Consider the following 13,220-nt stretch of genomic DNA (forward strand, 5'->3'; position numbering starts at 1 on the left):
AATCCCAAAAGGAAAATAGACCTTTTGGGATTTTTCTTTACTGGTTCTTTTTACGTTTCTTATTATTTTGTCGCTCTGCTGGAGTTAAAGGCTCGTTTGCAAATTCTTCATTGTAACCAGTTCCTTGTCCTTGTGCAGATGTAGCATTCATTCCTGAAATAGTATGATTTGCTTTTCTTTTACCCATTTTATTTCACCTCTATAACATTTTTTGTATGTTGAATGATGAGCAGTTCATAGTATGTACGAACTGTAAGTAAACCGCGGATAGAGCACTTTACTTTATGATAATAGTATTCATAAGGAGCATGAAAGCTATTCAAATTTAGAAACATAAAGAAAACTTATGATAATCTATAAGTTTCTTATTATTTACTTATTTAGAAAGTTGTAATAAGATATTATCGTAAGGTATTGAAAAGTTTGTCTACATTTTATATTCAGACAACTTAGTCACGTTTAACAGGGGGGAAACATAATGGTCAAACATAATCCATTTCAATCACGTGCAACTTTTGAAGTAGATGGAAAAACGTATCATTATTATGATTTGAAAGCGCTTGAAAATGCAGGGGTTGGCAACGTATCTCAATTACCATATTCCGTGAAAGTTTTACTTGAATCAGTACTTCGTCAAGTAGACGGACGTGTAATCACAGAAGAGCATGTTACAAATTTAGCGAAATGGGGAACGAAAGATGTTCAAGATATCGATGTTCCATTTAAACCATCTCGTGTAATTTTACAAGATTTCACTGGTGTTCCAGCTGTTGTTGATTTGGCTTCGCTTCGTAAAGCAATGGCAGACATGGGCGGAGATCCTGACAAAATTAATCCTGAAATTACTGTAGACCTTGTAATTGACCACTCTGTACAGGTTGATAGAGCGGGTACGGCAGACGCGCTTGCATTCAACATGGACTTAGAGTTTAAACGTAATGAAGAACGTTATAAATTTTTAAGCTGGGCACAGAAATCATTTGATAACTACCGTGCGGTTCCACCAGCTACAGGTATTGTACACCAAGTAAACCTTGAATATTTAGCACCAGTTGTTCATGCTGTGAAAAATGCTGAAGGTGACTTAGTTGCATACCCAGATTCATTAGTTGGAACAGACTCACATACAACAATGATTAACGGTATCGGCGTTCTTGGATGGGGCGTTGGTGGTATTGAAGCAGAAGCAGGAATGCTTGGACAGCCTTCATACTTCCCAGTACCTGAAGTAATCGGTGTGAAATTAACTGGTACACTTCCAAGTGGTACTACAGCGACAGACGTTGCATTAAAAGTAACACAAGTATTACGTCAAAAAGGTGTAGTTGGTAAATTTGTTGAGTTCTTCGGTAATGGACTAAAGAGCATGCCTTTAGCTGACCGTGCAACAATTTCAAATATGGCACCAGAATACGGCGCAACTTGTGGATTCTTCCCAATCGATGATATTTCATTAGAATACTTACGTTTAACAGGTAGAGATGAAGAACAAATTCGCGTTGTTGAAGAATACTGTAAAGCGAACGGTTTATTCTATACAGCAGACAGTAAAGATCCAATCTATACTGATCTTGTTGAAATTGATTTAAATACAATTGAATCTAACCTTTCTGGACCGAAACGCCCACAAGATTTAATTCCACTTTCAGATATGAAAGATGCGTTCCATAAAGCTGTTGTAGCACCAGTTGGAACACAAGGACTTGGATTTAATGAGCAAGAGTTCGATAAAGAAGTGAAGGTTACATTAGAAGATAAAGAAGTAACGATGAAAACAGGTGCAATTGCAATCGCAGCAATTACAAGCTGTACAAATACATCAAACCCATACGTATTAATTGGAGCAGGTCTAGTTGCGAAGAAAGCAATTGAAAAAGGACTTGTAGTACCTGAGTATGTAAAAACATCATTAGCACCAGGATCTAAAGTTGTTACAGAGTACTTAGATAAGTCTGGTTTAACAACATATTTAGATCAATTAGGTTTCCAAACAGTTGGTTACGGCTGTACGACTTGTATCGGTAACTCTGGTCCATTAGCGCCAGAATTAGAAGAAGCAATCGCAGCAAACGACTTACTAGTAACATCTGTTTTATCTGGTAACCGTAACTTTGAAGGTCGTATTCATCCACTTGTAAAAGCAAACTACTTAGCATCACCACCACTTGTTGTGGCATATGCACTTGCAGGTACTGTTGATATTGACCTGAAAAATGATGAAATCGGTAAAGATGCAAATGGCAATGCTGTTTACTTCAACGATATTTGGCCATCAGCTAAAGAAATTGAAGATGTAGTTCAAAGCGTTGTTACATCTGAACTGTTCAAGAAAGAATATGCACAAGTATTTAACAGCAATGAGCGTTGGAATGAAATCCAAACTTCAAACGAAGCTTTATATACTTGGGATAATGATTCAACATACATTCAAAACCCACCATTCTTTGAAGGTTTATCTAAAGAACCAGGTGAAGTTGAAACGTTATCAGGCTTACGTGTAGTTGGTAAATTTGGTGACTCTGTAACGACAGACCACATTTCACCAGCAGGTTCAATCGGTAAGCACACACCAGCTGGACGCTACTTATTAGAAAACGGCGTACAACCAGTTGACTTTAACTCTTACGGTTCTCGTCGTGGTAACCATGAAGTTATGATGCGTGGTACATTCGCGAACATCCGTATTAAAAACCAAATTGCACCAGGAACAGAAGGCGGATATACAACATACTGGCCGACTGGTGAAGTAACATCAATCTATGATGCTGCTATGAAATATAAAGAAGATGGCACAGGTCTTCTAGTTGTTGCTGGTAAAGATTATGGTATGGGAAGTTCTCGTGACTGGGCTGCGAAAGGTACTAACTTATTAGGTATTAAAGCAGTAATCGCAGAAAGCTTCGAACGTATTCACCGCAGTAACTTAGTGTTAATGGGTGTATTACCACTTCAATTTAAAGATGGCGAAAGTGCTGAAACGTTAGGTCTTGTTGGTAACGAGTCATTTGAAATTCAAATCGACAAATCAGTTAGACCACGTGATCTTGTAAAAGTAGTTGCAACTGATTTAGATGGCAACGAAAAACAATTTGAAGTAGTAGCTCGTTTCGATAGTGAAGTTGAAATTGATTACTACCGTCACGGTGGTATTCTGCAAATGGTTCTTCGTGAGAAAATTGAAGAATCAAAAGTGTCGAACTAAATAATTGAAATGAACAATAAGGAAGCTAACAATAGTTAGCTTCCTTATTTTATGGAAAGGGATGAAACCATTTGGTTTCATCCCTTTCTTTTTACTATAAAAATGGAGGAAACGTCATGACAGAGTATAAAAGAATATTGTTGCCGTTACGACAAGAGAAAATATTAGTAATAGCAGCTGTATGTAGTGGGATAATTGCTGCCATTTTAAATTTATCACGCCCAATTTTCATGGGATTAATTGTAGACAATCTTATTCAAAGAGAGCTAAAAGGTGCGTATTTATATATAGCTTTGTTTGCGGGTAGTCGCTTTTTAATGTGGGCGAACAATCTTTTATTTGATTATATAAGTTCAAAAGCGAGTCAACGTATATTACAAACGAAACGTATAGAATTATTGCGAGCGATTGTATCAAATCCAACTCTTATTATTTTAGATGAACCGACGGCTGGGTTAGATCCAGGCAATCAAGAACTGGTTTGGAATATGATTGAAGGGATAGGAAGAGATGTAACGAGAATTGTGGCAACACATGATGTAGAGAGAGCGATGATAGCAGATTGTGTTGTTGTCATAAAGAATGGGACTATTGTGGAATGTGGGAATCCTAGAGAATTATTAAATTGCAACTCATTGTACAAAGAGTTGCAAACAAAAAGATAAGAAATATGTAATGCCCTTATCTTTATTCAGCTATTTGCCGGGCAGCCCGATTGGTGAGGGCTGATTAAAGTTTCACTTTATTCGTTCTCATTAAGTTGATAAGTATAAGAATTCGGATCACTAGAATTAACTTCTTTGACGAGAGTAAGTTGATTTGTATCTGGATTATATTTGACAATCTTAATTGTATGTTCGCTACTTAGTAATGGATTATATTCTTGAATAGCGAATGTATTTTCCGCAATTTGTGTCATATTACTGGTGGGAACATTTTCTATGGAATCATGATTTGTAGAAATTTCAACGACTTTTTCACTGTTGAAAAATAAAAGAACGATTACTAAAATAACTAAGCATATTCGTATATAGCGTAGCTCTTTGGTGATAGGGTGTTCTCCCAAAATAATCATCCTTTCTATAACTATTCTATAGTAGTAATGGTAGTCATCGTGAAAAAAGTAATAATGCCGAGGCCTGCCCAAAGGATAAATGAGATTAATGCGATATAGAGACAAATACGTCCAACTTGTTTTTTTTCAGGGTCTTTACTAAATAGTGAGATAATCCATGTGATAATTCCGATTGGGGAAAATATAAAACTAAGAATATATAGAAGTATTTTTTCAAATAAATTCATGAGAGCTCCTTTCATTATAAAATATTCTATTTATTTCTAATTATATGATGGAAAGGTAAATATTTCATCACAGTTATAAAAATTCTGATTATTTAGAATGTGAATATTTCCAAGCTTGTCCGTATAAGCTAAAATAAGATATATAGTATTTTGATGAATGTGTTAAAAGAAGATAATACGTTAGGGTGATATAAAATGTGGCGGAAGCTTACGATTATTGTAGTGTTACTTTGTTTAGCGGGATATGCAGCTTATGAACAGTTTGGTAATAAAGAGCAGGCGGTAAAAGTGAAGCAAGAAAAAAGTGAAGCTGTGATGAAAGAGATTATCGCAAGGAATGGTATTGAGATAGGGAAGAGCGCACCAGACTTTGAATTAACTAAGTTAGATGGGACAAATGTAAAGTTATCGGATTTAAAAGGAAAGAAAGTAATTTTAAACTTTTGGGCTACGTGGTGTGGACCATGTCAGCAAGAAATGCCTGATATGGAGGCTTTCTATAAAGAACATAAAGAAAACGTAGAAATTTTAGCAATCAATTATACGCCTTCAGAAAAAGGTGGGGGGGAAGAAAAGGTAAGCAATTTTATTAAAGAAAAAGGAATTACTTTTCCTGTTTTATTGGACAAGAACATTGATGTGACAACAGCGTATAAAGTAATTACGATTCCAACTTCGTATTTTATAGATACAAAAGGTGTCATTCAAGATAAGTTTATTGGGCCGATGACGCAAAAAGAGATGGAGAAAAGGGTTGCTAAATTAAAATAATGGTAAAAAGGTAGAGGTGGAGAGTTCCCATTTCTGCCTTTTCTTTTTCAAGTAGTAATAACTTCATGATATGATGTAAGAAATATAAACGTTTAGAGATAAAGGAGTGTATGGAGTGGGGAATGTATCCTTACCGTTAGATTATGTTGTAATTGATTTTGAAACAACAGGATTTAACCCTTATAATGATAAAATTATTCAAGTTGCAGCGGTGAAATATTGTAATCATGAACTGGTAGATCAATTTGTTTCATACGTGAATCCAGAGCGGCCAATTCCGGACCGAATAACGAGTTTAACAGGTATTACCAATTATCGCGTTTCAGATGCACCGACGATTGAAGAAGTGTTACCTTTATTTTTAGCATTTTTACATACAAATGTTATTGTGGCTCATAATGCTTCTTTTGATATGCGCTTTTTGAAAAGTAATGTAAATATGCTTGGGTTGCCTGAACCTAAAAATAAAGTAATTGATACTGTATTTTTAGCGAAGAAATACATGAAGCATGCGCCTAATCATAAACTTGAAACGTTAAAACGAATGCTTGGAATTCGTTTAAGCTCTCATAATGCATTTGACGATTGCATTACGTGTGCTGCTGTTTATCAAAAGTGTGCAGCTATTGAAGAAGAAGGGAAACGAAAAGTAAATAAGGCTATGCTTGATGAAACTGCGGTATATGAAGCGGTGAAAGAAATACTTGCATGTAATAAACGTAATGTAGAATGGCTACGTTGTATGAACGTAGGAAGTTATTTAGATATAAAAGCTTTTTATCCAGTTATGAGATTAAAGGTAAAAGGGCGAAAGAAATATGTATTAACAGAGATATTAGAAGAAGATGTGAAAGAAATATGTACAAGTTTAAAATGTGAACCGGCGTTAAAAAGTGAAGTTGGTAATACGAGAATTATGCTTAATAGCTTAGAGGATGTTATGAAATTAGAAAGTTATATTTTAGAGCAGTATGATTTTGTATTACAGGCGCTTCATGATTATAAAGCAAATGAAATGAATGCAGATGAAAAGTTGAAAGAGTATTTAAATATTATGGTATAAAAAACTCCGTGTGCAATATATTGTACACGGAGTTTTTTTAGGAGTACTAAAACATAAAATTTTCTTGCAAATCTGATTAAAGAGTTTTTTGTTTGCTCATACTATGTAATAAGAAAGCGAAGGAGAGAGGGTGAACAACATGAGAAGAAGTCGCCGTAAATCGTTTGAAGAACTTGTAAATGAAAATAAACAACAATTATTAAGCGATCGTGATGCAATTGATCGCATTGAAGAGCGCATTGAAAAACGTTATGAAATGAAACTTTTTAAGCAAGCTGAATAATTCTTAACACTAGTACGATACTAGTGTTAAGGAGGCGATAGTAATGGGTAATCCGAAAAAAAATTCAAAAGACTTTGCACCAAATCATATTGGAACACAATCGAAAAAAGCTGGTGGAAATAAAGGAAAGCAAATGCAAGATCAAACAGGTAAACAACCGATTGTTGATAATGGTTAAAGAAAAGGAGAATATTACATTCTCCTTTTTTATGTATAAATTTGAGGAAAGATAGGTAATTTAAGATGGTGTGTATATACAATATTAGGAGGGAAGTACATGCCAAATCCAGATAATCGAAGTGACAACGCTGAAAAGTTACAAGAAATGGTGCAAAATACAGTTGATAACTTTAATGAAGCAAAAGAAACAGCGGAACTTTCTAATGAAAAAGATCGTGCTGCTATTGAAGCAAAAAATCAAAGACGTTTAGAAAGTATTGACTCATTAAAAAGTGAAATCAAAGATGAATCTTAACAAAATGTACAAAAAGGGCTGACTTTTGTCAGCCCTTTTTCGTAATCGTAAAATTTTCAACGAGTAAACGCCAATTTTGTGGGAATGGTAAACCGATTTTCCAGTAACTAATACCACCTATACCTTGTTCTTTCATTAAATTGAATTTACTTTGAACAGACCGTGAATCTTCAAACCAAACTTCGTGTTGCACGCCGTTTTCATCAAAATAATTAAAATGAGGAGCTTGGGCTGTGAAATCATAACGAATAGGGACATTATATTTACGAGCTAGTGCAACAGCTGCGACAGAGCTAATTGCTTTTGCGGGTGGATTTCCTTGTTTAAATGGAAGCTTCCAATCAAACCCGTATAAATTTTGCCCCATCATAATTTTTTGGGGAGGCATTTGAGATTTTGCATATTGAAGTACTTCTTTCACCGGACCGATAGGAGAAATCGCCATCGGTGGCCCGCCCTGCCATCCCCAGTCATATGTCATAATGACGACGAAATCAACAATTTGCCCTTGCGCTTTATAATCGTGAGCTTCGAAAAATTTTCCCTTTTGATTTGAACTTGTTTTCGGTACGAGAGTTGTGCTCAATGTGTACCCGCTAGGTAAGCGTGTTTTTACATTTCGTAAAAAACGATTATACGCTTCGCGGTCTTCAGGTGCTACACTCTCGAAATCGAAATGAATGTCTTGCATGCCATATTTCTCAGCTGTTTGCAAAATGTTTGTAATAAATTTGTTTTGAATCGTTGCGTCGCGTAAAATAACCGATGTTAGATCGGCACTGAAATTACCATTTTCAATATTTGTAATAACGAGCATAGGGATTGTTTTACCTTGCGTTGCAATATTAGCGATTTTCGCTGTTTCAGTAGGTTCTTTTAATGTGCCATCTCTTTTTGCCTCAAAACTAAAATAAGCTAAGTATGTTAAAAATGGATTGATGGCACGTGTAGCATTAACTAAACTCTCTTTAATCGGTATAGTGGAAGGCTGTAAATAAGCGATGGATTCTACAGCTCGTTTTGTACCTTTTGGTACGTATAATTGTTGTCCGACATGGAGAATAGATTTTAAAGATAAATTATTAACTTTAGCTAAACTAGCGAGGGGGACATTATATGTTTGAGAAATTCGATATAGGCTGTCACCAGGCTGTACATAATAATTATTCCCTTTCGTATTAACGATAAGTGCCTGACCAACAACGAGCGTTTCAGCTGGATTTAATCCATTGTCTTTTACTATTTCGTCAGGTGTTGATCCATATTTTGATGCCAAGCTATATACGCTATCACCACTACGAACCGTTACAATTTGAATCATATGCTTGCTCCTTTCGGGAAAAGATTCACTATTTTTATTTTATTTTTGATGTCACTGTATTATGATTAAATGTATGCAAGGTAGCAGAAGTGAAAGAAGGCGAATATACATATGTTTGTAGCAGAACATGAAGTTGAAATCCGTTATGCGGAAACAGATCAAATGGGTGTTGTTTACCATTCAAACTACTTAGTGTGGCTTGAGTTAGGTCGCACGAAACTTATACAAGATTTAGGTTTTTCATATGTTGAAATGGAGAAAGAAGGAATTATTTCTCCTGTGTTAGATTTACAAATTTCATACCGTAAAGCGATGCGTTACGGAGAAAAAGCAATCGTAAAAACATGGGTAGATACTGTGAGCCCACTTCGCGTTGTATATGGATATGAAATATATAATGGTGATGGTGAACTTTGTATTACTGCAAGTACGACGAATATTTGTGCGAAAAAAGAAGGGTTCCGCCCTGTATCATTTAAAAAGTTATATCCTGAGTGGTATGCGAAATATGAGGAAATTAAGAAAAAATAAAAAAGCGTGGCAGAAGCCACGTTTTTTTATTTTTCATAATTAAATTGTGGGAAGTCGTCACCTTCGTTAAGTGTAACAGATAAATTATGTCCATCGAAGAACCATTCATCATCGCCTTCAATAAAGAAGTTAATACCTTCTTCTTGAATTTGAACAGCAGGATGTGCAGGGTCATCTTTACGAATACCTAAAGAAAGTCCTTTTTGCACAGTACTGCAACCACCGTATTGTACGAAAAAGCGTAGTGTTTCATTTGATTGTAAGTTTAATTCATTTTTATACCATTGTGCTGCTTCTTTTGTTACGGAAAGATTCATGTATAGTTCCTCCAAATTATGTTGCTTTTTCTTTAGTATAAAAAATAACGCAAAAAGACGCTATTAATATGCTTCACGTTTTCTTTTTGCGTTATGTGGGTTACGATCTTATTTTTGCTTTTTTGAAAAGTTTGCTTTTGGTTCAGTTTTATTTATAATTCGTCCGATATTTGCACGGTGTTTATAAATAACCATACCTGCTAATAAACACATCGCAATAATGAAGATTTTATCCCCGCTAACAATGGATGCAATAACAGCAACAACTGCTGTTACCATAGAAGAAAGTGATACGTATCTTGTTGTAAATAAAAGGGTGAAAAATACAACAGCCAATATTGCAAAAACAACTGGTGAATAGCATAATAGCACCCCAGCAGAAGTTGCAACTGCTTTACCACCGCGGAATTTCGCGAAGATTGGATAGACATGTCCAAGAACAGCCGCTAACCCGAACCATAGTGGATGAATATCTAACCCGAAAATCATTGGTAGACTTGTTGCTAATGTCCCTTTTAAAATGTCAGCAATTGTAACGGTAAAACCTGCTTTTTTCCCTAGTGTGCGGAATGTGTTTGTTCCGCCTAGATTACCGCTCCCGTGCTCACGAATATCGATTCCGTAGCCGATTTTTCCAACAACTAGTGCAAATGGAATCGAGCCAAGTAAGTAGGCAACGATAAATAAAAGATATGTAGTAACCATAAGTTCAGTCTCCTTTATTCAAATGTGTTGATAAAGGGTAAAAAGAGTTTTTCCCGTATATTGTACCATACATTTGTAAAGAGCACATTTCTTTTTTGTAAATGAAAAATTCATTATTTCGTGAAAAAAATTTCACAGTAATGTTACATTTCTCACAGAAACAGTAAGACTATATGTAGTAACATTTTAATCAAAAGATAACAACATATTGGTGGAGGGTTATAAATGTTACAAAATAATACACGTGGAGAAGAAGAATTAATGAAAGTGTTTGAGACAATAGTCCACGGCAATGAACAAGATTTGATGCAAGAAAATGCAAATGTAGACGGCCGCTCTCCAATGGGCGTAATGGGAACGTTCGCATCTGAGAGTGCAAAATATTATGCTGTTGAGAATTTATTGTCAGATCAAGTGAAAAAAGCGATAAATGAAAATATATTATATCCACATGATTTAGATTTTTATGCAACAGGAACGACGACTTGTTCACAAATTCCGTTAGCGCAAATGCTTGCTAATGGTTTTCATACTGGACATGGACATATGAGACAACCGCAAGACATTAAAAGTGCATTGGCTCTTTCGTCTATTATTTTTCAAGCGAATCAAAATATGCAGCATGGTGGTCAATCGTTTGCACTCTTTGATATTGATTTAGCACCTTATGTACGAAAAACAATTGAGAGACATAAAAAACGATTACAATCATATCCGCTTACGAAAGAACAAATAGAAGAATTTTCATGGAAAGAAACGGAAAATGATACGTATCAAGCGTGTGAGGCTTTCGTTCATAATTCGAATAGTATGCATAGTAGGGGCGGAGGACAAGTACCGTTTATTTCTATTAATTATGGAACAGATACATCGAAAGAAGGAAGAATGTTAATTAAACAACTTTTAAAAGCGACACAAGCTGGACTTGGTAAAGGAGAGACACCGATTTTTCCGATTCAAATTTTCAAGATGAAAAAAGGTGTGAATTTTGAAGAAAGTGATCCGAACTACGATTTATTTGAATTAGCATTAGAGACAACCGCAGAGCGATTATTCCCTAACTTTTCATTTTTAGATGCTCCGTTTAATGCAGTGCATTATGATGGAAGACCAGAAAGTGAAGTATGTTACATGGGATGTCGTACTCGTGTTATGTCTAATATACATGGAGAAGAAACAGCGATTGGTAGAGGGAATTTATCATTTACGTCTATTAATTTAGTGAAATTAGCGTTAATTAGTGGTTCAAAAGAAGCGTTTTTTGAAGCGCTAAACTATTATTTAGATTTAGGAATTAAGCAGTTATTAGAAAGATTTGCGTATCAATGTACGAAGCGAGCAAGAGATTTTCAGTTTTTATATTCACAAGGTGTATGGCGTGGTGGAGAAACGTTGCAGCCTGAAGACTCCGTAGCCTCGATTTTAAAACAAGGGACGTTAAGTATTGGTTTTATCGGTCTTGCGGAATGTTTAGTAGCTTTAACAGGAAAGCATCATGGGGAAGATGAAGAATCATGGAAACTTGGGTATGAAATTATTTCCTTTATGAGAGATAGAATGGATAAAGCGACAGAAGAACATCAACTGAATTTCTCAGTAATTGCAACTCCAGCAGAAGGATTATCAGGGAAGTTTGTGAAAAAAGATAGAAAAGAATTTGGCGTGATTAGCGGTATAACGAACCATAATTACTATACGAATTCATTCCATATTCCAGTTTATTATAACATTCAAGCGATAAATAAAATCCGTTTAGAAGGCCCGTTTCATGCTCTATGTAACGGGGGACATATTACTTATATTGAACTAGACGGAGCAGCAATGCATAACAAAAAGGCATTAAAACAAATTGTAAAAGCCATGGCAGAACATGGCGTTGGATACGGTTCAATTAATCATCCTGTTGACCGTTGTAAGTGCTGTAGTTATCACGGGGTTATTGGGAATGAATGTCCAAGTTGCGGGAATGAAGATGAGGCTAATATAGAAAGAATTCGCCGTATAACAGGCTATCTTGTAGGAGATATGTCAAAGTGGAATAGTGCGAAACGTAGTGAAGAGATAGATCGGGTGAAACATAAATGAAAGTGATGAATATTATTCATGATAGTGTAGTAGATGGAGAAGGATTGCGGACAGTCGTGTTTTTTGCGGGCTGTCCGCATCGTTGCGTTGGTTGCCACAATCCGAAATCGTGGAATATTTGCAACGGAACGGAAATGACAGTAGAAGAAATTGTGAAAGAGATTGCAAGTAATCCATTAACTGATGTAACATTTTCAGGTGGAGATCCATTTTTTCAAGCTGCTGAAGTGAAAATGGTAGCAAAAATCGTGAAAGATTTGAAAAAAAACCTATGGATGTATACAGGTTATACGTTAGAAGAGATACAGAGTTCTCAAAATAATGATATGATAGAGTTGTTACATTATGGGGATGTTTTAGTCGATGGAAGGTTTGAAATTGAGGAAAAAGATTTAACACTTCCATTTCGCGGAAGCTCCAATCAACGTATTATTCGATTGAAAGAGTAAAAAGGCGGGATAGATTATATGAATAAAACAGTATTGCTTGTTGAAGATGAAAGAAGATTACGTGAAATTGTTAGTGATTATTTTCGTAATGAAGGCTTTGAAGTAATCGAAGCAGAAGATGGAAAAAAAGCGTTAGAGTTATTTGCAGAGCATGAAATTGATTTAATTATGTTAGATATTATGTTACCGGAAATAGATGGATGGTCTGTTTGTAGAAGAATTAGAAAAGAATCAGCAGTACCAATTATTATGTTGACAGCACGTTCGGATGAGGATGATACATTGCTAGGTTTCGAATTAGGTGCAGACGAGTATGTAACGAAACCATTTAGCCCGAAAGTATTAGTAGCTCGCGCAAAGACGTTATTGAAACGTGCGGATGGTGCGGTAGGAGTAGCGGAAGAAAATGCTATGTCTTTAGCTGGAATAGAAGTGAATCGTCTATCTAGAACTGTTTTAGTAGATGGAGAAGAAATTATATTGACACATAAAGAATTTGAACTTCTTGTGTATTTAATGGAGAACAAAGGAATTGTGTTATCACGTCAACATTTATTAGACCAGTTATGGGGATATGACTATTACGGTGATGACCGAACGGTTGATACCCATATTAAAAAACTTCGAAATAAGCTAGGAGATAAAGCGAAGCATATCGGTACTGTTATTCGAGTTGGTTATAAATTTGAAGAATAATCTAGAACGATTTGTGTAAT

At 35.5% G+C, this 13,220-nt stretch carries 17 protein-coding genes; 11 read left to right on the top strand and 6 right to left on the bottom strand.

All coding sequences use genetic code 11. The features are described 5' to 3' along the window. Positions 1-37: 37 nt before the first annotated feature. A complete protein-coding gene (gene sspO, locus HMAS_RS06470) occupies positions 38-187 on the bottom strand; it encodes a small acid-soluble spore protein O (RefSeq protein WP_000518058.1) in 150 nt (49 codons plus the stop codon). 291 nt (positions 188-478) lie between these two features. Here sspO and acnA point away from each other — a divergent pair, with 291 nt between their 5' ends. Continuing rightward, positions 479-3,202 carry an aconitate hydratase AcnA gene (gene acnA / locus HMAS_RS06475; protein ID WP_000238564.1) on the top strand — a complete coding sequence of 908 codons (2,724 nt, stop codon included), beginning with the start codon at positions 479-481 and terminating at the stop codon, positions 3,200-3,202. Positions 3,203-3,318: 116 nt separating this feature from the next. Then, complete coding sequence (locus HMAS_RS06480; RefSeq protein ID WP_046392949.1) at positions 3,319-3,867, top strand: hypothetical protein; 549 nt, start codon at positions 3,319-3,321, stop codon at positions 3,865-3,867. Between the two features lie 77 nt (positions 3,868-3,944). On the opposite strand, the gene HMAS_RS28310 is transcribed toward HMAS_RS06480, so the two are convergent. Both HMAS_RS28310 and HMAS_RS06490 read right to left on the bottom strand, forming a co-directional pair. Further along, positions 3,945-4,277: a YmzC family protein gene (locus tag HMAS_RS28310; protein ID WP_081631290.1), complete on the bottom strand. Its 333-nt coding sequence runs from the start codon at positions 4,275-4,277 to the stop codon at positions 3,945-3,947. 11 nt (positions 4,278-4,288) lie between these two features. Beyond that, complete coding sequence (locus tag HMAS_RS06490; protein ID WP_001047912.1) at positions 4,289-4,504, bottom strand: hypothetical protein; 216 nt, start codon at positions 4,502-4,504, stop codon at positions 4,289-4,291. Between the two features lie 195 nt (positions 4,505-4,699). Here HMAS_RS06490 and HMAS_RS06495 point away from each other — a divergent pair, with 195 nt between their 5' ends. The 5 genes from HMAS_RS06495 to tlp all read left to right on the top strand — a co-directional run bounded on the left by HMAS_RS06495 (position 4,700) and on the right by tlp (position 7,096). Next, entirely contained in the window at positions 4,700-5,275 is a 576-nt protein-coding gene (locus HMAS_RS06495; RefSeq protein WP_006917475.1) for a redoxin domain-containing protein, read from the top strand. Between the two features lie 115 nt (positions 5,276-5,390). Further along, on the top strand, positions 5,391-6,338 hold the full coding sequence (locus HMAS_RS06500; RefSeq protein ID WP_116344724.1) for a 3'-5' exonuclease: 948 nt from the start codon (positions 5,391-5,393) through the stop codon (positions 6,336-6,338). 139 nt (positions 6,339-6,477) lie between these two features. Further along, positions 6,478-6,621 carry an FbpB family small basic protein gene (locus tag HMAS_RS06505; protein WP_001254699.1) on the top strand — a complete coding sequence of 48 codons (144 nt, stop codon included), beginning with the start codon at positions 6,478-6,480 and terminating at the stop codon, positions 6,619-6,621. A gap of 43 nt (positions 6,622-6,664) precedes the next feature. Next, complete coding sequence (gene sspN, locus HMAS_RS06510; protein ID WP_000527987.1) at positions 6,665-6,799, top strand: acid-soluble spore protein SspN; 135 nt, start codon at positions 6,665-6,667, stop codon at positions 6,797-6,799. Positions 6,800-6,898: 99 nt separating this feature from the next. Further along, complete coding sequence (tlp, locus tag HMAS_RS06515; protein ID WP_001133511.1) at positions 6,899-7,096, top strand: small acid-soluble spore protein Tlp; 198 nt, start codon at positions 6,899-6,901, stop codon at positions 7,094-7,096. 28 nt (positions 7,097-7,124) lie between these two features. Here the strand turns inward: tlp and HMAS_RS06520 are convergent, their stop codons facing one another. Continuing rightward, positions 7,125-8,417 (bottom strand): glycosyl hydrolase family 18 protein, encoded by a 1,293-nt coding sequence (locus HMAS_RS06520; RefSeq protein WP_000614853.1) that lies wholly within the window; start codon positions 8,415-8,417, stop codon positions 7,125-7,127. 111 nt (positions 8,418-8,528) lie between these two features. Between HMAS_RS06520 and HMAS_RS06525 the strand changes: the two genes are divergently transcribed. Further along, positions 8,529-8,948 carry an acyl-CoA thioesterase gene (locus HMAS_RS06525; protein ID WP_000495812.1) on the top strand — a complete coding sequence of 140 codons (420 nt, stop codon included), beginning with the start codon at positions 8,529-8,531 and terminating at the stop codon, positions 8,946-8,948. Positions 8,949-8,974: 26 nt separating this feature from the next. On the opposite strand, the gene HMAS_RS06530 is transcribed toward HMAS_RS06525, so the two are convergent. Together HMAS_RS06530 and plsY are read right to left on the bottom strand one after the other, a co-directional pair. Then, complete coding sequence (locus tag HMAS_RS06530; RefSeq protein ID WP_001054453.1) at positions 8,975-9,265, bottom strand: HesB/YadR/YfhF family protein; 291 nt, start codon at positions 9,263-9,265, stop codon at positions 8,975-8,977. A gap of 108 nt (positions 9,266-9,373) precedes the next feature. Beyond that, complete coding sequence (plsY, locus tag HMAS_RS06535; RefSeq protein WP_000258974.1) at positions 9,374-9,970, bottom strand: glycerol-3-phosphate 1-O-acyltransferase PlsY; 597 nt, start codon at positions 9,968-9,970, stop codon at positions 9,374-9,376. A gap of 225 nt (positions 9,971-10,195) precedes the next feature. On the opposite strand from plsY, the gene HMAS_RS06540 reads away from it, so the two are divergent. Genes HMAS_RS06540 through HMAS_RS06550 form a run of 3 tightly spaced genes read left to right on the top strand, consistent with a single transcriptional unit; the run spans position 10,196 to position 13,200 of the window. Next, positions 10,196-12,055 (top strand): anaerobic ribonucleoside triphosphate reductase, encoded by a 1,860-nt coding sequence (locus HMAS_RS06540; RefSeq protein WP_116344725.1) that lies wholly within the window; start codon positions 10,196-10,198, stop codon positions 12,053-12,055. Then, positions 12,052-12,504, top strand: coding sequence for an anaerobic ribonucleoside-triphosphate reductase activating protein (gene nrdG / locus HMAS_RS06545; protein WP_000867081.1), 453 nt, complete (start codon positions 12,052-12,054; stop codon positions 12,502-12,504). The genes HMAS_RS06540 and nrdG overlap by 4 nt, the downstream gene beginning before the upstream one ends. Before the next feature lie 18 nt (positions 12,505-12,522). Further along, entirely contained in the window at positions 12,523-13,200 is a 678-nt protein-coding gene (locus HMAS_RS06550; protein WP_001044679.1) for a response regulator transcription factor, read from the top strand. The last annotated feature ends 20 nt before the right edge of the window (positions 13,201-13,220 follow it).

The organism is Bacillus sp. HMA207 (assembly GCF_003402455.1).
GTDB lineage: Bacteria > Bacillota > Bacilli > Bacillales > Bacillaceae_G > Bacillus_A > Bacillus_A cereus.

Bases quoted from the DNA above. Each gene is read 5' to 3' on its own strand.
- sspO (WP_000518058.1), bottom strand. From the start codon at position 187: ATGGGTAAAAGAAAAGCAAATCATACTATTTCAGGAATGAATGCTACA.
- acnA (WP_000238564.1), top strand. From the start codon at position 479: ATGGTCAAACATAATCCATTTCAATCACGTGCAACTTTTGAAGTAGAT.
- HMAS_RS06480 (WP_046392949.1), top strand. From the start codon at position 3,319: ATGACAGAGTATAAAAGAATATTGTTGCCGTTACGACAAGAGAAAATA.
- HMAS_RS28310 (WP_081631290.1), bottom strand. From the start codon at position 4,277: ATGATTATTTTGGGAGAACACCCTATCACCAAAGAGCTACGCTATATA.
- HMAS_RS06490 (WP_001047912.1), bottom strand. From the start codon at position 4,504: ATGAATTTATTTGAAAAAATACTTCTATATATTCTTAGTTTTATATTT.
- HMAS_RS06495 (WP_006917475.1), top strand. From the start codon at position 4,700: ATGTGGCGGAAGCTTACGATTATTGTAGTGTTACTTTGTTTAGCGGGA.
- HMAS_RS06505 (WP_001254699.1), top strand. From the start codon at position 6,478: ATGAGAAGAAGTCGCCGTAAATCGTTTGAAGAACTTGTAAATGAAAAT.
- sspN (WP_000527987.1), top strand. From the start codon at position 6,665: ATGGGTAATCCGAAAAAAAATTCAAAAGACTTTGCACCAAATCATATT.
- tlp (WP_001133511.1), top strand. From the start codon at position 6,899: ATGCCAAATCCAGATAATCGAAGTGACAACGCTGAAAAGTTACAAGAA.
- HMAS_RS06520 (WP_000614853.1), bottom strand. From the start codon at position 8,417: ATGATTCAAATTGTAACGGTTCGTAGTGGTGATAGCGTATATAGCTTG.
- HMAS_RS06525 (WP_000495812.1), top strand. From the start codon at position 8,529: ATGTTTGTAGCAGAACATGAAGTTGAAATCCGTTATGCGGAAACAGAT.
- HMAS_RS06530 (WP_001054453.1), bottom strand. From the start codon at position 9,265: ATGAATCTTTCCGTAACAAAAGAAGCAGCACAATGGTATAAAAATGAA.
- plsY (WP_000258974.1), bottom strand. From the start codon at position 9,970: ATGGTTACTACATATCTTTTATTTATCGTTGCCTACTTACTTGGCTCG.
- HMAS_RS06540 (WP_116344725.1), top strand. From the start codon at position 10,196: ATGTTACAAAATAATACACGTGGAGAAGAAGAATTAATGAAAGTGTTT.
- nrdG (WP_000867081.1), top strand. From the start codon at position 12,052: ATGAAAGTGATGAATATTATTCATGATAGTGTAGTAGATGGAGAAGGA.
- HMAS_RS06550 (WP_001044679.1), top strand. From the start codon at position 12,523: ATGAATAAAACAGTATTGCTTGTTGAAGATGAAAGAAGATTACGTGAA.